Below are 24,266 nucleotides of genomic sequence, written 5' to 3' on the forward strand. Positions count from 1 at the left end.
GCCAGGAACCGGCCGCGCCCCCGCACCCGCAATCGGGCAAGGGCGATGCACCACAATGGGCGGATGCTCGGAGTCATCGGCGGCAGCGGCTTCTACAGCTTCTTCGAGTCCGACACCCGCGCCGTCGACGTCGACACCCCGTACGGCCCGCCCAGCGCCCCGGTGACGATCGGCGCCGTCGGGGGGCACGAGGTCGCGTTCCTGCCCCGGCACGGGGCCACTCACCAGTTCTCGGCGCACACGGTGCCGTATCGGGCCAACATGTGGGCGTTGCGCAAGCTCGGGGTGCGCCGCATCTTCGGCCCGTGCGCCGTCGGCAGCCTCAAACCCGAGAACGGTCCCGGCGCCATCGTGGTGCCCGATCAACTGGTCGATCGCACCAGCGGCCGCCCCGACACCTACTTCGACACCGGCGGCATCCACGTCGACTTCGCCGACCCGTACTGCCCCACCCTGCGCGCCACGGTCACCGGTCTGCCCGGCGTGGTCGACGGCGGCACCATGGTGGTCGTCCAGGGGCCGCGGTTTTCCACGCGCGCGGAGAGCCAATGGTTCGCTTCGGCCGGGTTCTCACTGGTCAACATGACCGGATATCCGGAGGCGGTGCTCGCCCGGGAACTCGAAATATGTTATGCGGCAATCGCTTTGGTCACCGACCTGGACGCCGGCGTGAGCACCGGGCAGGGCGTGTCGGCGGTCGAGGTGTTCGCCGAATTCGAGAAGAACATCGGTCCGTTCAAAGAGTTGGTGCGCGAGGCCATCGGGCGCGTCGCCGGCGAGCGTGACTGCACACACTGCCTGCCGCACACCGGCGTCACGTTGCCCGTCGAGTTGCCATGAGGGTGTTGCTCACCGGGGCGGCCGGCTTCATCGGTTCGCGGGTGGACGCGGCGCTGCGGGCGGCGGGGCACGACGTGGTCGGCGTCGACGCGTTGCTGCCGGCGGCGCACGGCCCGAATCCGGTGCTGCCGCAGGGATGTCACCGTGTCGACGTCCGCGACGCGGATGCGCTGGCGCCCCTGCTGGACGGGGTGGACCTGGTCTGCCATCAGGCGGCGATGGTCGGGGCGGGCGTGGACGCCGCCGACGCCCCCGCCTACGGCGGCCACAATGACTTCGCCACCACCGTGCTGCTGGCGCAGATGTTCGCCGCCGGCGTGCGCCGCCTGGTGCTGGCGTCGTCGATGGTGGTGTACGGCCAGGGCCGCTACCACTGCGGGCAACACGGGCTCGTCGACCCGCTGCCGCGGCGGCGCGCCGACCTCGACGCCGGGCTGTTCGAACACCGCTGCCCCGTCGGCGGCGAGGAACTCACGTGGCGCCTCGTCGACGAGGACGCGCCGCTGCGGCCCCGCAGCCTGTACGCGGCCAGCAAGACCGCGCAGGAGCATTACGCGCTGGCGTGGTCGGAGGCCACGGGCGGATCGGTGGTGGCGCTGCGCTATCACAACGTCTACGGCCCGGGGATGCCGCGCGACACCCCCTACTCCGGGGTGGCCGCGATCTTCCGGTCCTCACTGGAAAAGGGTCAGCCACCAAGGGTTTTCGAGGACGGCGGGCAGATGCGCGACTTCGTCCACGTCGACGACGTGGCCGCCGCCAACCTCGCGGCCGTCACGTCGGCGCTCGACGGCTTCACCGCGGTCAACGTCTGTTCGGGGCGGCCCGTGTCGATCCTGCAGGTGGCCGGCGCGCTGTGCGGTGCGCGGGCCGGTGCACTGTCGCCGGTGATCACCGGCCAGTACCGCAGCGGCGACGTGCGCCACATCGTCGCCGACCCGTCGCGGGCGGCCGACGTGCTGGGTTTCCGCGCGGCCATCGACCCGGCCGAGGGGCTCCGCGAATTCGCGTTCGCCCCCCTTCGCTGAGCGTCTACCCCTGCGGCGGCCGGTAGATCTTGGGCTTCTGGACGGGTATCTGGCGCGTCGCGGAGTCGTCGCCGCGGAAGATCCGCGGACCGGTGCTGATCCGGGTGGTCGCCGCGGCCGACGGCGCGGCGGCGTGGCCCACCGGGACGCGCGGCCTGGGCGCGGCGGGGGCGCCGCCCGCCGGGGGAACGGGCCGCCGCGCCACCCGGCGGCGGCGCAAGCGCCGGCCGCGCAGCTGCCCGGTGACGATGGCCGCCCCCAGGATGCACAGCGCCAGCCCGCACAGCGTCACGTCGAAGGTGCTGGTGATCTGCTGGGCGAGATTGTTGCCGTAAACCGGGTGCTGCGCAGGCGAATTGGGCGAGTCCGCGAACCGCGGCGCCAGCACCACGCCCACGACGACGCGGGCGACGCTCAGCGTGGCGACCAACCCGCACAGCGACGAGATCAGTCGCGCGGAGCGGGCGGCGTTGCCCAGGTTGGTGCGCAGCCAGATCGCAAGGACGGCGGTGACCAGATCGAACGCGGCCAGCACCACGCTGTTGTACCGGGAGAACGGGTAATCCAGGCTCACCGCGACGAAGAGATCGGTGAATCTCATCAGCATCGAGCCCAGACCCCATACGGCGATGAGCAGCAAGCCGTTTCGGGCCGCCACCCGCCAGGCGCCCTCCTCGGCCCCGGTCGTGTTCCGGTGACCGAACAGCGTCCCGGGTGTGAACATCGCCGCGGCCGCCGCCCACGCCAGATAGCCCTCGAACCCCACCCCGGCGGTCGACGTGTTCTGCGCGATGCCGTGGAACGCGTCGACGTCGCGGCCCAGCGGCAGGATCCACACCACGATCCCGGCGACCAGCGTCGACGCGCCGAGCGCGACGGTGGCCAGCCGAGCGGCCCTGGTGCCGCGCAGCAACCACCTGGCGGCGATCAGCACGGCGATCAGCGCCACCACCCCGTACACCACCGCCGTCACGATGACCGCGACGTTCTGCTTGCCGAACGCGCCCGCGCCGCCGGTGTTCTGCAGCGCGTAGCGCACCCGCCAGTACAGGTTGAAGCCAAAACTGAGCACCGCCAACACCATCGACGCGTAGCCGATGAGCCGGGCCGACCTCAGCCAGCCGGCGTACTCGTCGCCCTCGGGAACCGGTCCCGAACGGGCGCCGGCGGCCACCGCTTGCGCGCTCAGCATGCAGCCGGCGATCCCCACCCACGCCCCCGGCCCCACACCGCCCGGCACGTTCACCGTGCCCCCGAACCGGACGGTCTCGAACGCGTCGAATCCCACGAACGCCAGCACCAGCAGCGCGTAGGGGATGTTGAGCCCCAGGCGGAGCCGGCCCGCCGTCGCGGGGTTGAACCGCGCGCCGGAGGACCGCCAGGAACCGGCCGCGGCGACGGCGATGACGGACAGCACGGTCGCCGCGAGCAGCACCGCGAAGAGGGCCGGGCTGCTGCCGGGAATCCCGACGCCGAAATACAGATTCCACGGCAGGAATATGGCGACGATGAGCAGAGCGACCGCGGTCAGGTCGCCGAGGACGTGCCGGCGTCGCGTCGAACTCCCCGCCGCGGCCGGCTCGCTCGCCGCGGGCGCGATGATGCGAGTGGTTTGCTGCGCCTGTCCGCCGATGGGCCCGGTGGGCGCGTCGTCACTGCTCTGGTGCACCCTGCCCCCCGGAAATCACGCGGCAGGTCAACACTCTGCCGAGTCGGTCGCACTGCTCGCTTGCGAACATGTTCTCCGTTCGGACGCGGCGGAGGATTCCGCGGCGCCCGTCCTGTAGTCCGTGAAGCTGGTTACGCTGCGCTATAGGCGAACCTTGTCGCCCGAATAACGGATACTGCCAACGGTATCGCAAGTGTAATGATGCCGGGACATTGCTGGTCGTGGGGTGACCAGCCGAAGGAGAACCGGGATGGACGTCGTGTTGGGGGTCGCGGTCACGGGCCCCGTTGCCCGCTTGGCACTCGTCGGGCCGGGCGCCGACGTGATCGACCAGTCCGTCGTCAACCTGGAGGAGAACCCGGTCGGGAAACTCACCGAGACCGTGGTCGGCACCAATCGGCTCCTGGCGGACGAGAACCACCGGCTGGTCGGCACCCGGGTGTGCTGGAGCGACGGTCCGCTGGCAGGACAGCTGCAGCAGGAGCTGGAGCAGTCGGGCGTTGCCAACGTTGCCGTGCTCCCGGAGTCGCAGGCGGTGGCCGCCCTGATGCGCGCGGCCGGCCGGCCGGGCGCCGCCCTGGTGATGGACGGCGCGACGGCGACGTTGTCGGTGCCCGGTGCCGGCGACGACGAGAACGCTCCGCCGACCGTGCTGGCCAGCGAGCCACTCGCGGGCGGTGACGCGACCGCCACGCTCGACACGATGATGGCCCAGCTCAACGCCGGGCCGGACACCCCGGGCGAGGTGTACCTGGTGGGCGCTTCTCCCGAGCTGGCCCAGGTCGCCGACCAGATTCGGGATGCGTCGACCATGCGGGTGCAGGTGGCCGACGACCCCGCCTTCGCGCTCGCCCGCGGCGCGGCCATGGCGGCGGCCGCGCTGACGGCATTGCCGGCCGGGGATGCCACCGCGATGGCGCCGGCCGTCGGCCTGACCGGGGACGAGACCGCCATGGCCCCCGGACTCGGCGACCAGACCGCGATGGCGCCGGCGGCGGGGCTCACCGGGGATGAGACGACGCTGGTGCCGCCGCCGGAGGTGGAGGAGCCGCAGCTGGCGTACTCGATGACCGAGGACGGCGAGCCGCTCCCCGAGCTGGAGGACTACGGCCCCGACTACGACGACTTCGACGAGACCGAGGCCATCCCGTCGCGTCTCAGCCGCCGGTCCTTGGTCCTCGGCAACGCCGTGATCGCCTTCGCGGTCGTCGGATTCGCATCGCTGGCCGCGGCGGTGGCGATCGCGGTCCGTCCCACCGCGAGTCAGCAGCCGGTGGTTGGGCACCAGAACGCCGCCCCCGGCAAGTTCATGCCGTTGTTGCCGACGCAGCAGCAGGCGCCGGTGCCACCGCCCCCGGCCGACCAGCCCAACGCCGGTTTCCAGGGCGGCGTCATTCCGGACGCCAATGGCCTTCTCCCGGCTACGGCGCCCGGCGCCGGTGGGCCTGCCGTCCCCGCGGCCCCGGTGCCCGCCAATCCCGGCTTCGTGCCCAACCCGAACCCCGCCGTCCCGGTTCCGGTGCCGATCATCGTCCCGGTCCCGGGATGGAACCCCGGGTACCCGACGCCGCCCTACAACCCGCCGACGACCACGACGACGCCGACGACGCCGACCACGCCGACGTCCACGACGCCGACGACCGCAACGACCCCGACGACGCCCAGCACGACACCGCCGTCCACCACGACCCCAACGACGACGGAGCCGACGACCACGACAGCTCCGCCCGTGACGACGACGACGCCGCCGCCCAGCACCAAGACGCCGTTCACCTCGACACAACCGCCGACAACCGTGGCGCCGCCCAGCACGCACGAAACCACGGTGGCGCCACCGCACACGCAGACCCAGGAGACCCTCGTCCCGCAGCAGCCGCGGTCCCGTCGCGGGTTCTGAGACGCCGATGCCCGAGGCCGTCACGGTGGTCCTGCCCTGTCTCAACGAAGAGGAGTCGCTGCCCGGCGTGCTGGCGGGCATACCCGCCGGATATCGGGCGCTGGTGGTCGACAACAACAGCACCGACGACACCACCGGGGTCGCGCGGCGGCACGGCGCCCAGGTCGTGGCCGAGCCGCGGGCCGGGTACGGCTCGGCGGTCCATGCGGGCGTGGTGGCCGCGACCACCCCGATCGTGGCGGTCATCGACGCCGACGGCTCGATGAACGCCGGCGACCTGCCGCGGCTGGTCGCCGAGCTCGAGCGGGGCGCGGATCTGGTGATCGGGCGGCGCCGGCCGGTGGCCGGACTGCATTGGCCGTGGGTCGCGCGGGTCGGGACCGTGGTGATGAGCTGGCGGCTGCGCACCCGCCACGGGCTGCCCGTGCACGACATCGCGCCGATGCGGGTGGCCCGCCGCGACGCGCTGCTGAACCTCGGCGTCGCCGACAGGCGGTCGGGTTATCCGCTGGAGCTGCTGGTGCGCGCCGCGGCCGCCGGCTGGCGCGTGGTCGAGCTCGACGTCAGCTACGGCCCGCGCACGGGCGGCAAGTCGAAGGTCAGCGGCTCGCTGCGGGGGAGCATCACCGCGATACTCGACTTCTGGAAGGTGATCTCGTGAGCGTCCTGCCGGTGACGCTGCTGGTGGTCGCCAAGGCGCCGGAGCCGGGCCGGGCCAAGACGAGGCTCGCCGCGACCGTCGGAGACGTCGCCGCCGCCGAGATCGCCGCGGCCGCGCTGCTCGACACGCTGGACGCGGTGGTTGCCGCGCCGGTGGCGAGGAGGGTGGTGGCCATGACCGGCGACCTCGACGCCGCGGCCGGCGCCGGGGAGATCCGGCAACGGTTGGAGGCGTTCTCGGTCATCCCCCAGCGCGGCGACGACTTCGCCGACCGGCTCGCCAACGCCCACCACGACGCGGCGGACGGCCATCCGGTGGTGCAGATCGGGATGGATACGCCCCAGGTGACCGCCGAGCTGCTGACGGATTGCGCGCGCCGCCTGCGGGAGGCGCCGGCCGTCCTCGGGCCGGCCGACGACGGCGGCTGGTGGGTGCTTGGCCTACGGAGCCCCGCGGCGGCCGACTGCCTGCGCACCGTCCCGATGTCTCAGCCCGATACCGGATTGCTGACCTATAGGGCGTTGCACGACATGGGAATTGCGGTCTACCCGGCGCCCCGGCTGGCCGATTTCGACTTCGCCGCCGACGTGGCCGCGGTGCGCCAGGCATGCGGGCAGGCCAGCCGCTTCGCGACGGTCACCCGCGCGGCCGGCCTGTAACCGCGCCTACCAGTTCGTGACGATGAGCGTGTTGAGCAGCACCGCACCGGCGGCGTTGAGCCCCAGCCACGCCCGGTGCGACCGGACGGGCAGCAGCGCGGGCGCCGCGGTGAGCCAGATGGTGAAGGGCAGCCAGATCCGCTCGACCTCGGCCTTGCTCAGCATGCTCAAATCCGCGCAGGCGATGGCGGCCAGCGCTGCCAGCAGCAGCAGGTGGAACCCGGAGCGGCGCCGGATGGCCGCCCAGTCGAATACCCGGCTGACGCCGGCGACGCTGCCCAGCCCGATCGCGCACACCACGGACGCCAGGTTGGCCCAGCTCCAGTAGGTGAACGGCCGGTCCTTGGCGATGCCCTGCCAATAGCGTTGCTGCACAAGGGTGTAGCCGTCGAACCAGTAGAACCCCGCGACCGCGAAGCTGGAGGCCACCGCCACCGCGGCCAGCGTCGCCGGGCCGAGCGCCCGCAGCGCCGCCCGCCAGTCCGCGGCCGATGCCAGCACCGCCAGGGCCGGCAGCCCCATCAACATCAGGCCGTAGTTGCAGAACACGCCCCAGCCCAGCAGCAGGCCCGCGGCGGCGGCCGCCCACGCGGGGAACCGGACGGGCCGGTGTACCGCCACGGCCAACAGCGCGATGCCCCAGGCCGCGATCCCAGCGAAATATCCGTCGGCCGACACCGCGACCCAGATCGCCGTCGGCGCCACCGCCACGAACGGCGCGGCGCGGCGCGCGGTCTGCTCGTCCGCCAGCGCGCGGACCGCGATCAGCACCGCGGCAGCCGCGCTGCTCCCGACCAGCAGGCACAGCAGCCCGGCCCAGGCGCCCCCGTGCAGGCCGATCCGGTCCAGCCACACGAACGTCAGCAACGCGCCGGGCGGATGGCCGGAGACGTGCGTGGTCCAGGAGTTCGGCTGGTAGTCGACGATCCGGCTCGAGAACGTGCGCACCGTGGCGGGGATGTCGGCGATGCCGGGCACCTGTGACAGGTATTCGTCCCGCGTGGTCAGCCGGCCGGCGAAGCCGCGCTGCCAGCCGTCGATCATCGCCAGCGCGAACGCCCATCCGCAGGCGGCGGCCCAGGCGCTCAGAGTCAGAGCCCGCCACGAAAGGCGTTGCGCCAGAACCGGTCCCCATACCACCGCGGCGACCGCGATGGCGACGGCCGGTCCGGTGCCCCAGCTGGCGTGGACCTCCCAGGCCCCGAAAATCGGGGCGGCCCCGGCGTGGGTGCCGAATCGCTCCTGCGCGACGTCGGTGCGCGGCCGGACGCCCCAGTGCAGGCGCGGCAGCAGGAACGCCGCCGCCACCAGAACCGCCCCGGCCGCGACGGCCGGCACCTCCCGACGTGCCACGGTCGACCAGCCTATTGGTCGTCCGAACCGGCGAAGCGGCGCGCCAAGGCCGTCCGGTCGACCTTGCCGATGCCGCGTCGCGGCAACGCATCGACGACGTGCAGCTCGCGCGGTGCGGCGGTGGCGTCCAGGGTGCGCGCCACGTGCGCGCGCAGCGCGTCCAGTGTGGGCGCCGTGCACCCCTCGGACACCACGATCGCGGCAACCACCCGCTGGCCCAGCCGGTCGTCGGCCAGGCCGAAGACCGCACAGTCCCCGACGGCGGGGTGGCTGCCCAGCGCGGCCTCGACCAGCTGCGGCAGCACGGTCAACCCACCCGTGCTGATCGCGTCGTCGGCGCGGCCCAGCACGGTCAGCACGCCCGCCCCGTCGAGGACGCCGAGATCGTCGGTGCGGAACCAGCCCGGCTCGGCGAACGGGTCGGGGTCCACCGGGTTGCGGTAGCCCTTGGCCAGGGTCGCGCCGCCGAGCGCGATGCGCCCGCCGTCCGCCACCCGGACCAGCACGCCGTCCAGGGGCACGCCGTCGTACACGCAGCCGCCGGCGGTCTCGCTCATGCCGTAGGTGCGGACCACGGCGATGCCGGCCGCCGCGGCGGCGTCGAGCACGCCCTGCGGGGCCGGCCCGCCGCCGAGCAACACGGCGTCCAGTTCGGCGAGGGCGGCCGCGGCCGCCGGGTCGGTCAGCGTCTTGGCCAACTGCGCGGCGACCAGCGAGGCGTAGCGTCGGCCCGAGCCCAATCGCCTTATCGCACCGGGCAATTCGGCGACGTCGAAGCCGTCGGTGACGTCCAGCTCGACGGGCGCCGACCCGGCCAGCGCGCTGCGCACCAGCACCTGCAGCCCGGCGATGTGCTGCGGGGGCAATGCCAGCAGCCAACTGCCCGGCCCGCCGAGGCGGTCATGGGTGGCCCTCGCGCTGGCCGTCAGCGCGGCCGCGGTGAGCAGCGCCCCCTTGGGTGTACCGGTGGTTCCCGACGTCGTCACCACCAGGGCCACGTCGTCGTCGATGTCCTCCCCGACCCGCAGGGCCGCCCGCAGCGCGTCCGAGCCGGGGGGGAGGGCGACCAGTGCGGCCTCGCGGCCGTCGAGCACCCGCTCCAGCGCGGGTAGCAGCGACGAGACGGCCGAGCCCGGCGGGACCGTGAGGGCGCGCAGTACGGCTATGCGGGGTCCTCTGCCTGCTCCGCGTCGTCGAACGGCCAGCCCTGGGCCGCCAACCGGAGCCGTACCCGCTCGACGTCGTCGGGCGTCGGGAGCTCGTCGGTGATCTGGGTGATCAGCACCCCGATGTCCACGTCGTCGAACTCGCCGCGCCGGATCAGCTCGCAGGCCACCTCTTTGACCGCGTCGTTGGACATCCGGCGGGCCAGCAGCGCGAGCACCGGAAAGGTGTCCGTCGGTGGGACGCCTTCCGGGTATCCCGCGCGAAGCCACGAGACGATCGAGTTGAGAAATCCGTTCACGCTGGTACAACTCCCCCCGGTGTACGGCGCGGTAACGCGGTGGGCATCCGTCGATGCTACTTGGGTTTTGCTCCGAGGAACGCCGTGCCGGTGTGGTGGGCGATGAAGTCCCTGGAGATGTAGAGCAGGGCGAAGACAATCACCAGCAGCACTGCCGCATAGATCAACCAGGCGACCGCGAGCAGCGCCGGGTTCTTCTGCGACGAGCCGCCGTCGGTGCCGGCCTGCCCGGCGCCGACCGCGTGGAATCGGAGCCCCAGGGCGAACAGCCCCGGCAACGCGGCCCCGGCCAGCATGGAGAAGAGCAGGATCTTCAGGGATGCCTGGTAGTTGAACCAATCGCTGAAGTGACTCATCAAGCGTTCGCCTTCATCGTGGGGTCGTCGGAGTCGTATCGGCCGGCCACGCCGCTGCCGTTGGTCGGGTGAATGTCCGATGGCGGCCGGTGCTCGGCGGACTCTTCCAGCCCGGCGGTCAGGTCGCCCTTCCATTCGGCGTTGACGTTGTTGTGGTCCACCTTGACCTTGCGCGACCGGATGTAGATGGTCGCCGAGACGGCGATCAGCAATCCGAAGCCGACGATCGCGCCGGGGTACCCGCCGATGTAGTGCACGATCCAGTAGGTCACCGCGCCGACCAGCCCGGCCAGCGGGAGCGTCACCAGCCAGGCGACGCCCATGCGGCCGGCGACGCCCCAGCGCACCTCGCCGCCGGGCTTGCCGAGCCCACTGCCGAGCACCGAGCCCGTGCAGACCTGGGTGGTCGACAGCGCGTAGCCGAAGTGGGTGGACAGCAGAATCACCGCGGCCGAGGACGACTCGGCGGCCATGCCCTGGGGAGACTGGATCTCGACCAGTCCTTTGCCCAGGGTGCGGATGATCCGCCAGCCGCCCAGGTAGGTCCCCGCAGCCATCGACACCGCGCAAGCGACGATGACCCACAGGGGTGGCATCGCGGCGCTTCTGCTGATCGAGCCGTAGGACATCAGTGCGAGGAAGATGATGCCCATCGTCTTCTGCGCGTCGCCGGTCCCGTGCGCCAGCGAAACCAGCGACGCCGAGCCCCACTGGCCGTATCGGAATCCGGACTCGGTGCGTTGGGTCGGGATGCCGCGGGTGATCCGGTACACGAGCCAGGTCGCGATCGCCCCCACGGCGATGGCCAGGATCGCGGCCACCACGGCCGGGATGAGTACGTGGGATACCAGGCCCTTCCAGATCACCCCGTGCCCGCCGACCGCGGCGATCGTGGCACCGACGATGCCGCCGATCAGCGCGTGCGATGAGCTGGAGGGGATGCCGAAGAGCCACGTCAGGAGGTTCCACACGATGCCTCCGACCAAGCCGGCGAACACCAGCTCCAGCGTCACGATGTGCCCGTCGATCAAGCCCTTGGCGATCGTGGCGGCGACAGCGGTGGACATGAACGCGCCCACCAGATTCAGCACCGCGGACAGCGCGACCGCCACCTTGGGCTTGAGTGCGCCGCTGGCGATGGAGGTCGCCATCGCGTTGCCCGTGTCGTGGAAGCCGTTGGTGAAATCGAAAGCGAGTGCCGTGATTACGACAATGGTCAAGAGGAACAATTGGATGTTCACAGCGCCTGATTCTCGTTGTTGGGAGATTCGATTGTCGAATGGTGGAACGGTCGAATCGCGGGTGTACCTCGACTTGTCGTCAGATGTTAGCCCCTAGTTAACCGGTGATTACTCCTGATCACGGCGGGTGTCGCGGCGTAGCGGGTGGTCCGGTGGGATCTGAATGAAGATCAGCGTGACACCGTCGGGATCCGTCACGTGCATCTCGTATAGGCCCCACGGTTCCCGGCGCGCCTCGCGGGCGATCTCGACGCCCCGGCTCCGAAGCTCGGCCTGGGTCGCCTCGATGTCGCGGACCTGCAGCCACAGCGCGCCGGGGAAGGGGCCCCGGGAGTGGTCCGGGGAGCCGTAGCCCGCCAGCTCCAGCAACGACTGGCCGGCGAAAAAGACTGTGCCCCCGCCGTATTCGCGGGCTATTGCGAGCCCGATCCGGTCCCGGTAAAACGCCAACGACTGCTCATAGTCGGCCGGCCGGAACAACATCCGGCTGGCCAGGATCTCCATGACCTCGTGTCTATCACATGCGCCGGTTCAGCAACCGGTTTCGCGGTTGGGCTGAATTCGCTGGCGTTGCATGAGCGCGTTGACGAAGCGCGGCCCGAAGGTGTCCAGCGCCTTGGCGGCGATCGCCATCCGCGGCGCGATCCGCACCGGCCGGGTGCGCGCGGCGGTCAGCATCCACTCGGCGGCCTCCTCCGACGTGAGCGCGGGCATGCCCTCGTAGGCCTTCGTCGGCGCGATCATCGGCGTGGCCACCAGCGGGTAGTACAGCGTCGTCGAATGCACACCCTTTTGCCCCCACTCGGTTTCCACGACGCGACTCACCGCCGAGAGCGCCGCCTTCGACGCGTTGTACACGGCGAACAGCGGCGACGCCTCCGACAGCACGCCCCACGTGGAGACGTTGATGATGTGGCCGTCGCCGCGCTCGAGCATCCCGGGCGCCAGCCCGCGGATCAGCCGCAGCGGTGCGTAGTAGTTGAGCACCATGGTCCGCTCCACGTCGTGCCAGCGCTGCAGCGACTCGGCCAGCGGCCGGCGGATGGACCGGCCGGCGTTGTTGATCAGGATGTCCACCCCGCCCAGACGGTTTTTGACGTCGGCGACCAGCGCGTCGACCGCGTCCATGTCGGAGACGTCGCACGGCATCGCCAGCGCGGTGCCGCCCGACGCGGTGATCCGATCCGCGAGCGCGTCCAGCAGTTCCTGCCGCCGGGCGACGACGGCCACCGTCGCGCCCTCGCGGGCCAGCAGCTCGGCCGCGGCCTCGCCGATGCCCGACGACGCCCCGGTGAGCAGGATGCGCTTGCCGTCGAGGTCGACCGGCTTCATGGCGGGGCGGTTGACCAGCACTTGCGGGGCCATCGGGGGCCGCATCGTGGCCAGCACGAGTTGATCGGTCAAACGGCGCAGGGGACTCTTGCTCACGTGGGGAGTCTAGGGGCGACGCTCGCCGCCCCCGTCGACGCTAGAAGTAGCGGGGGAACCGGCTCCAGTCCGGCGGCCTCTTCTCCAGGAAGGCGTCGCGGCCCTCCACGGCCTCGTCGGTCATGTAGGCGAGCCGGGTGGCCTCGCCCGCGAACAGCTGCTGACCGACCAGCCCGTCGTCAAGCAGGTTGAAGGCGAACTTCAGCATCCGTTGGGCCTGTGGGGATTTGGCGTTGATCTCCGCCGCCCACGCGATCGCCTCCTTCTCCAGGTCGGCGTGGTCGACGACCGCGTTGACCGCCCCCATGCGGTGCATCTGCTCGGCGGTGTAGGCGCGGCCGAGGAAGAAGATCTCGCGCGCGAACTTCTGGCCCACCTGACGCGCCAGATACGCGCTGCCGTAGCCGCCGTCGAAGCTGCCGACGTCGGCGTCGGTCTGCTTGAAGCGGGCGTGCTCGCGGCTGGCCAGGGTGAGGTCGCAGACCACGTGCAGGCTGTGCCCGCCGCCGGCCGCCCACCCGTTGACCAGGCAGATGACCACCTTGGGCATGAACCGGATCAGCCGCTGCACCTCGAGGATGTGCAGCCGGCCGGCACGGGCGGGGTCGACGGTGTCCGCGGTCTCGCCGCTCGCGTACTGGTAGCCGCTGCGGCCGCGGATGCGCTGATCGCCGCCGGAGCAAAACGCCCAGCCGCCGTCTTTGGGGGAGGGGCCGTTGCCGGTCAGCAACACCACGCCCACGTCCGGGGACATCCGGGCGTGGTCGAGCACCCGGTACAGCTCGTCGACGGTGTGCGGCCGAAACGCGTTGCGCACCTCGGGGCGGTCGAACGCCACCCGCACGGTCGCGTCGGTGACGTGGCGGTGGTAGGTGATGTCGGTCAGCTCGTCGAAGCCGGCCACCGGCCGCCAGGACTGCGCGTCGAAAGGGTTGTCTGTCAAGGTGTTTGAACTCCTATACCGGGTCAAGGCGGAACACGGCGCAGCGGCCGGCCAGGGCCTCGAACTCCTCGGGGCGGCCCTCGGTGACGAGCCCGGCCCGCTTCATGAAGCCGACGCCCGTCGGCACCTCGGCGGGGAAGGCCCGCAGGATCGGCCGGGCGTCGTCGGCGGGCAGCTCGGCCATCCGCACCCGCTGGACGTGACGGCCCCGCGCGATCGTCGCCTCGGGCGTGGCGCGGGCGTTGGCAACCCAGTCCGCCCCCGGGAACCCGGCGACGACGTACTGCCGCCCGTCGACCGTCATGGGCGTCACCGGGGTCGAGCGCGCCACGCCCGACTTGCGGCCCGTCACCGTCAACACGACGGGACTCTCGCCGCCGAAACTCAGTCCCAGCCGCGACATCTGGATGAAGACCTTGTTGGCCGGCTTCAACCACCACGGCGGCTTGATCGATTTGCCGCTTCCCATAGGCAGCGACGTTACCTCTGAAATGGCTCGACCCCATGGGGCTGGGGTTCCGCCGTGCCGACGGCGTCCAGCCTTTCCCGCGCGTCGGCGCCGAGGGTGACGGTCCCCGCGGCGAGGTTCTCCTGCAGGTGCGTGAGGGATCGCGTGCCCGGGATCAGCAACGTGTTCGGCGCGTGCGCCAGCAGCCACGCCAACCCGACCTGGGCGCCCGTGACGCCGAGCTCGCCGGCGATCTCGGCCACCACCGGGTGGTCGGCGACCTTCGGGAAACCGGGAAATGACGAGCCCAGCGGGAAGTAGGGCACCCACGCGACGCCTTCGGCCGCGCACAGCTCGAGCGCGTCCTCCTGCGAACGGTCGAGCAGGCTGTAGGCGTTCTGCACGCAGACGATGCCCGCGGGCAGCGCCCGCCGCACCACATCGAGCGGCACGGCGCTGATGCCGATCGCGCCGATCTTGCCCTCGTCGCGCAGCGCGATCATCTCGGCGAGTTGGTCGTCGACGTCGACGACCTGGTCACCTTCGGCGGCCACGCCGGGCCCGAGGTCCATGCGCCGCAGGTTCACCACCGGAACGCGCTCGAGGCCGAGCTGGCGCAGATCGTCCTCGACCGCGGCGCGCAGCTCCGCGGGCTTTTGCGCGGCGGCCAGGGGTATCGGTTGTTCGCCGGTGTATCGCGCACCGACCTTGCTGACGATCACGAGGTCGTCGGGGTAGGGGGCCAGCGCCGCGCGGATCCGGCGGTTCACCTCGCCGGGACCGTAGAACGACGCGGTGTCGATGTGGTTGACGCCGAGTTCGACCGCCCGGCGCAGCACCGCCGCCGCGTCCTCGGCCGACGGCGTCTCGAACAGCTGCATCGCGCCGTAGCCGACGCGAGCGACGGTCGACGCGCCGATGATTCCGAGACCGCCGGGCTGTGGTTTGTCCGTCATGGTGCTCCCTCGTGTCACACTGGAGAAATGCGGAGGATCCTCCGCTTACCCGAGCGTAGCAGAAACGGAGGAACCTCCGGTTTGGCCGAGATCCGATCGGACGCCCGCCGCAACCGCGAGCGGCTGCTCGAGGTCGCGACGGCGGCGTTCGCCGCCGCGGAGGGGCGGTCGGTGTCGCTGGAGGCCATCGCGCGCGAGGCCGGCGTCGGGATAGGCACGCTTTACCGCCATTTCCCGAATCGGGAGGCGCTCGTCGAGGCGATCTACCGAGCCGAGCTCGCCGAAGTGGCCGCGGCCGCCGAACGGCAGCTCGAGCGGCATCCGCCCACGATCGCTCTGCGCCACTGGATGGACCGCTACGCCGCCTTCGTCGCTGCCAAGCGAGGAATGGCCGAGTCGCTGCACGCGATGTTCGACTCCGGTGCCATGCAGCCCAGCCAGACCCGCGACAGCATCGTGGGCGCCGTCGACCTGCTGTTGCGGGCCGGCGCCGACGATGGGAGCCTGCGCCCCGACGTGCGGGCCGACGACGTGGTGTCGAGCCTGATCGGCATCTTCCTGGCCAGCGGTTCGCCAGAGCAGACGGGCCGGATGCTCGACCTGCTGGTGGCGGGCATCTCTGCGCCTCGAACGTGAAGCTCGCCGCGCGCCCCGCCAGCCGGGCGCTGGTTCACGAGTGCCCGATGAGCCGGGCGCTCGGCCAAGGCAAGGCCGGGCCGCTAGCCGACGGCGCGCTCGGCGCCCTCCCAGAACTGCGCGCGCACGGCCTTCTTGTCGGGCTTGCCCAGCGCGGTCACGGGGACGGACTCGACGACGATCACCTGCTTGGGCGACTGCACCGAACCCTTGCGCTCCTTGACCGCGGCCTGGATCTCGACGGTCACCCGTGCCACCGACTCCTCGTCGGATGGATGGTCGGGTCGCAGGACGATCACTGCGGTGACGGCTTCGCCCCACTTCTCGTCCGGCGTACCGATAACACACACCTGCGCGACGGCCGGATGCTCGGCGACGACGTCCTCCACCTCGCGCGGGAACACGTTGAACCCGCCGGTGACGATCATGTCCTTGACCCGGTCGACGATGAACCAGAAGCCGTCCTCGTCCTCGCGGGCCATGTCACCGGTGTGCAGCCAGCCGTCTTTGAACGTCTTGGCCGTCTCCTCCGGCAGATTCCAGTACCCGCCGCTCAGGAGCGGCCCGGACACGCAGATCTCGCCGACCTCGCCCTGCGGCACCGGCTCACCATCGGCCCCCAGCAGTGCCGTGCGGGCGAACAGGGTAGGCCGCCCACAGGAGGTGAGCCGCTTCTCGTCGTGATCCTTCTTTGCCAGGTAGGAGATCACCATCGGGGCCTCGGACTGCCCGTAGTACTGGGCGAAGATCGGCCCGAAGCGCCGGATGGCCTCGGCCAACCGCACCGGGTTCATCGCCGAGGCGCCGTAATAGACGGTCTCCAACGAGGACAGGTCACGGGTGTGCGAATCGGGGTGGTCCATCAGCGCGTAGATCATCGACGGCACCAGCATGGTGGCGGTGATCTTCTGTTCCTCGATCACCCGCAGCACCTCGGCCGGGTCGAACTTGGTCAGCACGACCAGCTCGCCGCCCTTGACGATCGTCGGCACGAAGAACGCCGCCCCGGCGTGCGACAGCGGGGTGCACATCAGGAAACGCGGGTTTTCCGGCCATTCCCATTCGGCGAGCTGGATCGTGGTCATCGTGGTGATCGACTGCGCGGTGCCCAGCACACCCTTGGGCTTGCCGGTCGTGCCGCCGGTGTAGGCCATCCCGCCGATGTGATCAGGCGGAAGGTCGGCCGCCACCAACGGCTTTGGCGGATACTTCGCGGCCTCGGCGACGAGATCCACCGCGGAATCGCCCAACGCTTCGGGGGCCGGGCCGATAGTCAGGACCTGCTTGAGGGCGGGCACCTTCTCCAGCAGGCCCAGCGCCCGCTCGACGAACATCGGGTTGGGATCGATGATCAGCGACGTCACGCCGGCGTCGCCCAGCACGTAGGCGTGGTCGTCGAGGGAGCCCAGAGGGTGCAGTGCCACGCGCCGGTAACCCTGGGTCTGGCCGGCGCCGATGATCATCAGCACCTCGGGCCGGTTCAGCGACAGCAGCCCGACGGTAGCGCCGGTGCCCGCGCCGAGCGCCTCGAAAGCCTGAATGTACTGGCTGATGCGCTCGGCGAGCTGACCACCGGTCAACGTGGTGTCGCCGAGATGCAGCACCGGCTTGTCCTTGTTGCGCTTGAGCGCACCGACCGTCAGGTGTCCGGAATGAATGGGATGGCGCAGCAGATCGTCACTCATGGGGCAAGACTAGAACGTGTTGCAATTCGGGTGACCCGGACCCTCGGACCACTAGCATCCCAGCCTATGGCCCCCGCAGATCTCGTCGTCAACGGAACCGTACTGACCGTGGACGAGAATCGGCCCACGGCCGAAGCGCTCGCCGTCACCGACGGCAGGATCGTCGCCGTCGGCAGCCGCTCCGATGTCGCCGACCACATCGGCCCGGACACCGAAACGATCGACATCGGCGACGGCTGCGTCATGCCGGGATTCGTCGAGGCGCACGGACATCCCCTGATGGAGGCGATCGCGCTCTCGGACCGGATCGTCGACATCCGGCCCGTCACTGTCCGCAATCCCACCCAGGTGGTCGACATCATTCGGGGCGAGGCCGCGCGCCGGGGACCCGAAGGCGCCTACCTCAATGGCTGGGACGCCCTGCTGCAGCCCGGCCTGCCCGACCCCACTCTGAGTTGGCTGGACGAGATCGCCCAAGACGGCCCGCTGGTCATCATCCACAACTCCGGCCACAAGGCCTACTTCAACTCGCGCGCCGCGGAAATCAACGGGCTCACGCGCGACACCCCCGACCCCAAAGGGGCCAAGTACGGCCGCACCGCCGAAGGTGAGCTCGACGGCACGGCCGAGGAGATCGGTGCCGTGTTCCCGCTGCTGGGCGGCGCGGTTCAGGGCGGCACCTATCCGGACATGTTGCGCGCCGAGTGCGCCCGGCTGAACCGTGCCGGCCTGACCACGTGTTCGGAGATGGCCTTCGACCCGAAGTTCAAGCCGCTGGTCGAGCAGCTGCGCAAGGACCTGACGGTGCGGCTGCGCACCTACGAGGTCTCCAACGCGCAGATGTCCACCGATGCCAGCCCGGGCGAGGGCGACGACATGCTGCGCCAGGTCGGTATCAAGATCTGGGTGGACGGCTCGCCGTGGATCGGCAACATCGCGTTGTCGTTTCCATACCTGGACACCGCCGCCACCCGCTCGGCCGGCATCACGCCCGGTTCCTGTGGCTGCGCCAACTACACCCGCGAGCAGCTCGCCGAGATCGTCGGCGCATACCTGCCGCGGGGCTGGCAGATGGCCTGCCACGTGCAGGGCGACGCGGGCGTCGACACCATCCTGGACGTGTACGAAGAAGCCCTGCGCCAGCACCCGCGCCCCGACCACCGGCTGCGGCTCGAGCACGTCGGCGCCATCCGGCCCGAGCAGCTGCAGCGCGCCGCCGACCTCGGGGTCACCTGCAGCATCTTCGTCGACCAGCTCCATTACTGGGGCGACATCCTCGTCGACGGCCTGTTCGGGCCCGAGCGCGGATCCCATTGGATGCCGGCGGGTTCCGCCGTGGCCACCGGGATGCGCATCTCGCTGCACAACGACCCCCCGGTCACGCCCGAGGAGCCGCTGCGCAACATCAGCGTCGCCGTCACCCGCACGGCGCCCAGCGGCCGGGTGCTGGCGCCCGAGGAACGCTTGACGGTCGAGCAGGCGATCCGCGCGCAGACCATCGACGCGGCCTGGCAGTTGTTCGCCGACGACGTGACCGGCTCGCTGGAGGTGGGCAAGTACGCCGACCTGGTGGTGCTGTCGGCCGACCCGCGAACGGTGCCGCCCGGGCAGATCGCCGACCTCGAGGTGCGTGCGACGTTCCTGGCGGGCCGCCAGGTCTACGGCCGGTGACGCCGACGCTGCGGGACCTGCTCGACCGGCTGCACGTGGTCGCGCTGCCGATGCGGGTGCGCTTCCGCGGCATCACCACCCGGGAGGTCGCCCTCATCGAGGGGCCCGCGGGCTGGGGGGAGTTCGGGGCGTTCCCCGAATACGCGCCGCCGGAGGCCGCGCACTGGCTGGCGTCGGCCGTCGAGGCCGCCTACCACCGCCCGCCGCCGCCCCGGCGCGACCGCATCCCGATCAACGCCACCGTGCCGGCCGTCGACGCCGCCCGGGTGGGCGAGGTGCTGGCCCGGTTTCCGGGGACCCGCACGGCCAAGGTGAAGGTCGCCGAGCCCGGCCAGACGCTGGCCGACGACGTCGACCGCGTCAACGCCGTGCGCGAACTCGTGCCGACCGTGCGGGTGGACGCCAACGGCGGCTGGAGCGTCGAGCAGGCGGTGCGGGCGACGGCCGCCCTGACCGCCGACGGCCCGCTGGAATACCTCGAACAACCCTGCGCGACCGTCGACGAACTGGCGGCCCTGCGCCGGCGGGTCGACGTGCCGATCGCCGCCGACGAGAGCATCCGCAAGGCCGACGACCCGCTCGCCGTCGTCCGCGCCCGCGCCGCCGACATCGCCGTGCTGAAAGTCGCTCCGTTGGGCGGCGTTTCGGCCCTGCTGTCGATCGCCGCGCAGATCGACATCCCGGTCGTGGTCTCCAGCGCGATCGACTCCGCGGTGGGAATCGCCGCGGGGCTGGCCGCCGCGGCCGCCCTGCCGGTGTTGGACCACGCCTGCGGGCTGGGCACCGGCGGGCTGTTCGTCCACGACGTCGCCGAGGTCGCCCCGCCCGTCGAGGGCGCCCTGGCGGTCGGGCCGGTCACGCCCGATGCGGCGCGGCTGCGGGCCCTCGCCGCGCCCCCGGAGCGGCGGCAGTGGTGGATCGACCGGGTCGAGGCCTGCCACCGGTTCCTTGTACCGTCGTCCGGGTGATCAACCTGGCTTACGACGACCGCGGCTCGGGTGAGCCGGTGGTGTTCATCAGCGGTCACGGCGGCGCCGGTCGGACCTGGCACCCGTATCAGGTTCCCGCGTTCCTGGCGGCCGGTTACCGCGTCATCACCTTCGACAATCGCGGGATCGGCGCCACCGAGAACGCGCAGGGCTTCACCACCCAGACGATGGTGTCCGACACCGCGGCGCTGATCGAAGGGCTCAACGCCGCTCCGGCCCGCATCGTAGGGATGTCGATGGGTGGGTTCATCGCCCAGGAGCTCATGCTCGCCCGGCCCGAACTCGTCAGTTCCGCGGTGTTGATGGGCACCCGGGGCCGCATGGACAAGACTCGCGAGTTCTTCCGCGACGCCGAGGCCGAGCTGGCCGACGCCGGCATCCAGCTGCCGAGCTCATACGAGGCGAAAATCCGCCTGCTGGAAAACTTTTCGCACAAAACGCTCAACGACGACGTCGCGGTCGCGGACTGGATCGCGATGTTCTCCATGTGGCCGGTCAAGTCCACCCCGGGCATGCGTTGCCAGCTGGACATCGCCCCGTACACCAACCGGTTGCCGGCCTACCGCAGCATCGCGACGCCGGTCCTGGTGATCGGCTTCTCCGACGACGTGTTGACGCCCCCCTACCTGGGGCGTGAGGTCGCCGACGCGCTGCCCAACGGCCGGTACGTGCAGATCGCCGACGCCGGCCACCTCGGCTTTTTCGAGCGCCCGGACGCCGTCAACGAGGCGGCGCTGAAGTTCTTCGCCAGCAACTAGTTCTTTCGGGTTGTGACAGGCTGTAGGAGTGAACCCCTCGACGACGCAGGCCCGGGTCGTCGTTGACGAGCTGATTCGCGGCGGCGTCCGCGACGTGGTGCTGTGCCCCGGGTCGCGGAACGCGCCGCTGGCGTTCGCGCTGCAGGACGCCGACCAATCCGGCCGGATCCGGCTGCACGTCCGCATCGACGAGCGCACCGCCGGTTACCTGGCCATCGGACTGGCCATCGCCGCCGGCGCGCCGGTGTGCGTCGCGATGACGTCCGGCACCGCCGTGGCCAACCTCGGGCCGGCCGTGGTGGAGGCCAACTACGCGCGGGTGCCGCTCATCGTGCTGTCCGCCAACCGGCCCTACGAGATGCTGGGCACCGGCGCCAACCAGACCATGGAGCAGCTGGGCTACTTCGGCACCCAGGTCCGCGCCGCCATCAGCCTGGGCCTGGCCGAGGACGCCCCCGAGCGGCTGGACGCCCTGAACGCCACCTGGCGCTCGGCCACGTGCCGGGTCCTGGCCGCCGCCACGGGATCTCGCACCGCCAACGCCGGCCCCGTGCAATTCGACATCCCGCTGCGCGAACCGCTGGTGCCCGGCCCCGAGCCGCACGGCGCCGCGGCCCCGCAGGGCCGGCCCGGCGGCCGGCCGTGGACCTACACCCCGCCGGTCATGTTCGACCAGCCACTGGACATCGACCTGACGCCCGACACCATCGTCATCGCCGGACACGGCGCGGGCGCGCAGCCCAACCTCGCGGAGTTGCCGACGGTCGCCGAGCCGACGGCGCCCGCCCCCACGAACCCGCTGCACCCGCTGGCCCTGCCGCTGCTGCGCCCCAAGCAGGTGATCATGCTCGGCCGCCCGACCCTGCACCGGCCGGTGTCGGCGCTGCTCGCCGACCCCCAGGTGCCGGTGTACGCGTTGACCACCGGACCGCGCTGGCCCGACGTCTCGGGCAACTCCCAGGCCACCGGCACGCGGGCGGTCACCACCGGCACCCCGAATCCGGCCTGGCTGAAGCGCTGCGCGGAGGTCAACCGGCACGCGAACGAGGCGGTGCGCGGCCAGCTCGAGGCGCACCCGCTCACCACCGGTCTGCACGTCGCGGCGGCGGTGGCCGACGCGCTGCGGCCCGGCGACCAGCTGGTACTCGGCGCGTCCAACCCGGTCCGCGACGCGGCGCTGGTCGGCCTGGACACCCACGGCATCCGGGTGCGCTCCAACCGCGGTGTGGCCGGCATCGACGGCACCGTCTCCACCGCGATCGGGGCCGCCCTGGCCCACGAGGGGCGCACCGTCGCACTGATCGGCGACCTGACGTTCGTCCACGACAGCTCCGGGCTACTGATCGGCCCCACCGAGCCGACGCCGCGCCGGCTGACCATCGTGGTCTCCAACGACAACGGCGGTGGCATCTTCGAACTGCTCGAGCAGGGCGACCCGCGGTTCTCCGACGTGTCGTCGCGAATCTTCGGCACACCGCACGACGTCGACGTCGGCGCGCTGTGCCGCGCCTATCACGTCGAGAGCAGGCAGATCGAGGTCGACCAACTCAGCGCGGCCCTCGACGAGCCCGCGGCCGGCATGCGGGTGCTCGAGGTCAAGGCCGACCGCTCCTCGCTGCGCCAGCTGCACGCCGCCATCAAGGCGTCCCTGTGAGGATCCGGAACTACCCGAAAAGGGTGCTCCACATACTCATTCACGGCCGCAGCGACCACCCGCCGCACACCCCCTCCCGGATTGCGTTGCGCTGGGCCCGCATCGCGGTGCTCATCGTGACCGGCCTGGTGACGTTGCAGTCGATCCTGCTGGTCGCCGGGGCCTGGCGCGACGACCTTGCGATTCGACACAACATGGGGGTGGCGCAGGCCGAGGTGCTCAGCGCCGGGCCGCGGCGCTCCACCATCGAATTCGTCACACCCGAGCGGGTCACCTATCGCCCCGAGCTCGGCGTGCTGTACCCGTCACATCTGGCCACCGGGATGCGGATCTACGTCGAATACAACAAGAACGACCCCAATCTGGTTCGCGTGCAACACCGCAATGCCGGGCTGGCGATCATCCCGGCCGGGTCCATCGCGGTGGTGTGCTGGCTGGCGGCGACGGTGCTGCTGATCGGGCTGGCGGTGCTGGACAGGCTGCTGGATCGGCGCACCGACGCTGCCGACCAGCAGATTTCGCGCGACGTATGCCCCTAGGAAACCTTCTCGAAAGTCGGTGCTGACACCGTGGTGTTGTGCGCGTTGCCATCGTCGCCGAATCGTTCCTGCCGGAAGTCAACGGTGTCAGCAACTCGGTGATCCGGGTGCTCGAGCACCTGCGCCGGACCGGTCACGAAGCCCTCGTCATCGCCCCGGACACCCCGCCCGGTGCGCCCCCCGCGGATCGCGTCTACGACGGAATCCGCGTGCATCGGGTGCCGTCGCGGATGTTTCCCAAGGTGACCACACTGCCGCTCGGTGTGCCGATGCCCCGGATGGTCAAGGTGCTGCGCGGATTCGACCCGCACGTCGTGCATTTGGCCTCGCCGGCGTTGTTGGGCTACGGCGGGGTGAAGGCGGCGCGGTGGCTGGGGGTGCCGACGGTCGCGGTGTATCAAACGGACGTACCGGGTTTCGCGGCGAGCTATGGCATTCCGATGACGGCACGGGCCGCGTGGGCCTGGTTCCGCCATCTGCACAGCCTCGCCGACCGCACCCTGGCGCCGTCCAGCGTGACGATCGAATCGCTTGTCGCGCACGGCTTCCCCCGGGTACACCACTGGGCACGGGGGGTCGACGTGCTCCGGTTCGCGCCATCGGCGCGTGACGAGACGCTCAGGCGGCAATGGTCGCCCCAGGGCAAGCCGATCGTCGGCTTCGTGGGCCGGTTGGCGCCCGAGAAGCACGTCGAGCGGCTGATTCCGCTCGCGGCGCGGGACGCGATACAACTCGTGATCGTCGGTGACGGGGTGGACCGGAACAAGTTGCAAAAGGCAATGCCGACAGCGGTTTTCACCGGAGCTTTGTACGGTGACGAACTCGCGGCGGCGTACGCCAGCATGGACGTCTTCGTGCATCCCGGCGAGCACGAGACGTTCTGCCAAGTCGTGCAGGAAGCGCTCGCGTCGGGGTTGCCGGTGATCGCCCCCGACGCCGGCGGCCCACGTGACCTCGTCACGCCGTGGCGCACCGGTTTGTTACTGGGCGTCGACGAGTTCGAGGCGAAGTTGCCCGCGGCCGTCGCCCATTTGATCGACGAACGCCAGCGTTACGCGCTGGCCGCCCGGCGCAGCGTGCTCGGCCGCAGCTGGCCCGTCATCTGTGACGAGCTGCTCGGCCACTACGAGGCCGTGCTGTCGCCGTTTGCCCGCAGGCGGATGTTCGCCAAGCGGTACGCGCAGGGCCAGTGAGCCAGCGATCGACCCAGCGCCGGCCCTCGCCGCGGGATGATTTGCTGTCGCATCTTGGCTGAACGCTTCTCGCGGCCGTGTGTCGCGCTCTAACATCCAAGTTTGGTGCCGGATCGGCGGGGCAAGGTCGGCGACTTGATCACCGGCTGCGTCGATGAATGGGCGATGCCGGCCAAGCTCTGAGTCGCAGGGCAGGA

The 24,266-nt window shown here is 71.0% G+C and carries 24 protein-coding genes; 12 read left to right on the forward strand and 12 right to left on the reverse strand.

Features of this window, described 5'->3' with window-relative positions; genetic code table 11:
* The first annotated feature begins 63 nt into the window (after nucleotides 1–63).
* Both G6N37_RS23300 and G6N37_RS23305 read left to right on the forward strand, forming a co-directional pair.
* The gene (locus G6N37_RS23300) at nucleotides 64–840 is read left to right on the forward strand and encodes an S-methyl-5'-thioadenosine phosphorylase (protein WP_232075164.1); all 777 of its coding nucleotides are present in this window, start codon (nucleotides 64–66) and stop codon (nucleotides 838–840) included.
* Entirely contained in the window at nucleotides 837–1,868 is a 1,032-nt protein-coding gene (locus tag G6N37_RS23305) for an NAD-dependent epimerase/dehydratase family protein (RefSeq protein WP_163683740.1), read from the forward strand. The genes G6N37_RS23300 and G6N37_RS23305 overlap by 4 nt, the downstream gene beginning before the upstream one ends.
* 4 nt (nucleotides 1,869–1,872) lie before the next feature.
* On the opposite strand, the gene G6N37_RS23310 is transcribed toward G6N37_RS23305, so the two are convergent.
* Nucleotides 1,873–3,537 (reverse strand): DUF7937 domain-containing protein, encoded by a 1,665-nt coding sequence (locus G6N37_RS23310; protein WP_163683741.1) that lies wholly within the window; start codon nucleotides 3,535–3,537, stop codon nucleotides 1,873–1,875.
* A 250-nt stretch (nucleotides 3,538–3,787) separates the two neighbouring features.
* On the opposite strand from G6N37_RS23310, the gene G6N37_RS23315 reads away from it, so the two are divergent.
* From G6N37_RS23315 to G6N37_RS23325, 3 genes are read left to right on the forward strand one after another with little or no spacing between them, the layout of a single operon-like run.
* Nucleotides 3,788–5,434: a hypothetical protein gene (locus tag G6N37_RS23315; RefSeq protein WP_163683742.1), complete on the forward strand. Its 1,647-nt coding sequence runs from the start codon at nucleotides 3,788–3,790 to the stop codon at nucleotides 5,432–5,434.
* Nucleotides 5,435–5,441: 7 nt separating this feature from the next.
* Nucleotides 5,442–6,095 (forward strand): glycosyltransferase family 2 protein, encoded by a 654-nt coding sequence (locus tag G6N37_RS23320; RefSeq protein WP_163683743.1) that lies wholly within the window; start codon nucleotides 5,442–5,444, stop codon nucleotides 6,093–6,095.
* Nucleotides 6,092–6,754 carry a TIGR04282 family arsenosugar biosynthesis glycosyltransferase gene (locus G6N37_RS23325; RefSeq protein ID WP_163683744.1) on the forward strand — a complete coding sequence of 221 codons (663 nt, stop codon included), beginning with the start codon at nucleotides 6,092–6,094 and terminating at the stop codon, nucleotides 6,752–6,754. Before G6N37_RS23320 ends, G6N37_RS23325 begins: the two co-directional genes overlap by 4 nt.
* Nucleotides 6,755–6,760: 6 nt before the next feature.
* Here G6N37_RS23325 and G6N37_RS23330 read toward each other — a convergent pair whose 3' ends face one another.
* From G6N37_RS23330 to G6N37_RS23375, 10 genes are all read right to left on the reverse strand, one after another.
* A complete protein-coding gene (locus G6N37_RS23330) occupies nucleotides 6,761–8,122 on the reverse strand; it encodes a hypothetical protein (protein ID WP_372514738.1) in 1,362 nt (453 codons plus the stop codon).
* On the reverse strand, nucleotides 8,119–9,201 hold the full coding sequence (gene menE / locus G6N37_RS23335; RefSeq protein WP_232075166.1) for an o-succinylbenzoate--CoA ligase: 1,083 nt from the start codon (nucleotides 9,199–9,201) through the stop codon (nucleotides 8,119–8,121). Before menE ends, G6N37_RS23330 begins: the two co-directional genes overlap by 4 nt.
* 68 nt (nucleotides 9,202–9,269) lie before the next feature.
* Complete coding sequence (locus tag G6N37_RS23340) at nucleotides 9,270–9,572, reverse strand: DUF3349 domain-containing protein (RefSeq protein ID WP_163683746.1); 303 nt, start codon at nucleotides 9,570–9,572, stop codon at nucleotides 9,270–9,272.
* 56 nt (nucleotides 9,573–9,628) lie between these two features.
* Entirely contained in the window at nucleotides 9,629–9,928 is a 300-nt protein-coding gene (locus G6N37_RS23345; protein WP_163683747.1) for a hypothetical protein, read from the reverse strand.
* Entirely contained in the window at nucleotides 9,928–11,169 is a 1,242-nt protein-coding gene (locus tag G6N37_RS23350; RefSeq protein WP_163683748.1) for an inorganic phosphate transporter, read from the reverse strand. Before G6N37_RS23350 ends, G6N37_RS23345 begins: the two co-directional genes overlap by 1 nt.
* Before the next feature lie 108 nt (nucleotides 11,170–11,277).
* On the reverse strand, nucleotides 11,278–11,673 hold the full coding sequence (locus tag G6N37_RS23355) for a VOC family protein (protein WP_163683749.1): 396 nt from the start codon (nucleotides 11,671–11,673) through the stop codon (nucleotides 11,278–11,280).
* Between the two features lie 27 nt (nucleotides 11,674–11,700).
* A complete protein-coding gene (locus tag G6N37_RS23360; protein ID WP_163683750.1) occupies nucleotides 11,701–12,597 on the reverse strand; it encodes an SDR family oxidoreductase in 897 nt (298 codons plus the stop codon).
* Between the two features lie 40 nt (nucleotides 12,598–12,637).
* A complete protein-coding gene (locus tag G6N37_RS23365; RefSeq protein WP_163683751.1) occupies nucleotides 12,638–13,540 on the reverse strand; it encodes a 1,4-dihydroxy-2-naphthoyl-CoA synthase in 903 nt (300 codons plus the stop codon).
* A gap of 13 nt (nucleotides 13,541–13,553) precedes the next feature.
* Nucleotides 13,554–14,009, reverse strand: coding sequence for a nitroreductase family deazaflavin-dependent oxidoreductase (locus tag G6N37_RS23370; protein WP_163683752.1), 456 nt, complete (start codon nucleotides 14,007–14,009; stop codon nucleotides 13,554–13,556).
* Between the two features lie 11 nt (nucleotides 14,010–14,020).
* The gene (locus G6N37_RS23375; protein ID WP_163683753.1) at nucleotides 14,021–14,944 is read right to left on the reverse strand and encodes an aldo/keto reductase; all 924 of its coding nucleotides are present in this window, start codon (nucleotides 14,942–14,944) and stop codon (nucleotides 14,021–14,023) included.
* Between the two features lie 81 nt (nucleotides 14,945–15,025).
* Here G6N37_RS23375 and G6N37_RS23380 point away from each other — a divergent pair, with 81 nt between their 5' ends.
* Nucleotides 15,026–15,580 carry a TetR/AcrR family transcriptional regulator gene (locus G6N37_RS23380; RefSeq protein ID WP_232075168.1) on the forward strand — a complete coding sequence of 185 codons (555 nt, stop codon included), beginning with the start codon at nucleotides 15,026–15,028 and terminating at the stop codon, nucleotides 15,578–15,580.
* Between the two features lie 83 nt (nucleotides 15,581–15,663).
* Here G6N37_RS23380 and fadD8 read toward each other — a convergent pair whose 3' ends face one another.
* Nucleotides 15,664–17,265, reverse strand: a complete 1,602-nt coding sequence (gene fadD8, locus G6N37_RS23385) for a fatty-acid--CoA ligase FadD8 (protein ID WP_163683755.1) — start codon at nucleotides 17,263–17,265, stop codon at nucleotides 15,664–15,666.
* Nucleotides 17,266–17,331: 66 nt separating this feature from the next.
* Here fadD8 and G6N37_RS23390 point away from each other — a divergent pair, with 66 nt between their 5' ends.
* Genes G6N37_RS23390 through G6N37_RS23415 form a run of 6 tightly spaced genes read left to right on the forward strand, consistent with a single transcriptional unit; the run spans nucleotide 17,332 to nucleotide 24,069 of the window.
* Nucleotides 17,332–18,936, forward strand: coding sequence for an amidohydrolase (locus G6N37_RS23390; RefSeq protein ID WP_163683756.1), 1,605 nt, complete (start codon nucleotides 17,332–17,334; stop codon nucleotides 18,934–18,936).
* Entirely contained in the window at nucleotides 18,933–19,904 is a 972-nt protein-coding gene (locus G6N37_RS23395; RefSeq protein ID WP_163683757.1) for an o-succinylbenzoate synthase, read from the forward strand. The genes G6N37_RS23390 and G6N37_RS23395 overlap by 4 nt, the downstream gene beginning before the upstream one ends.
* Complete coding sequence (locus G6N37_RS23400; RefSeq protein WP_163683758.1) at nucleotides 19,901–20,683, forward strand: alpha/beta fold hydrolase; 783 nt, start codon at nucleotides 19,901–19,903, stop codon at nucleotides 20,681–20,683. Before G6N37_RS23395 ends, G6N37_RS23400 begins: the two co-directional genes overlap by 4 nt.
* Before the next feature lie 28 nt (nucleotides 20,684–20,711).
* Nucleotides 20,712–22,337 (forward strand): 2-succinyl-5-enolpyruvyl-6-hydroxy-3-cyclohexene-1-carboxylic-acid synthase, encoded by a 1,626-nt coding sequence (gene menD, locus G6N37_RS23405; protein ID WP_163683759.1) that lies wholly within the window; start codon nucleotides 20,712–20,714, stop codon nucleotides 22,335–22,337.
* A 2-nt stretch (nucleotides 22,338–22,339) separates the two neighbouring features.
* On the forward strand, nucleotides 22,340–22,876 hold the full coding sequence (locus G6N37_RS23410) for a DUF3592 domain-containing protein (RefSeq protein ID WP_163685429.1): 537 nt from the start codon (nucleotides 22,340–22,342) through the stop codon (nucleotides 22,874–22,876).
* A gap of 38 nt (nucleotides 22,877–22,914) precedes the next feature.
* Nucleotides 22,915–24,069 (forward strand): glycosyltransferase family 4 protein, encoded by a 1,155-nt coding sequence (locus tag G6N37_RS23415; RefSeq protein ID WP_163683760.1) that lies wholly within the window; start codon nucleotides 22,915–22,917, stop codon nucleotides 24,067–24,069.
* Nucleotides 24,070–24,266: the final 197 nt, after the last annotated feature.

This window comes from Mycobacterium seoulense (assembly GCF_010731595.1).
Classification (GTDB): Bacteria; Actinomycetota; Actinomycetes; order Mycobacteriales; family Mycobacteriaceae; genus Mycobacterium; species Mycobacterium seoulense.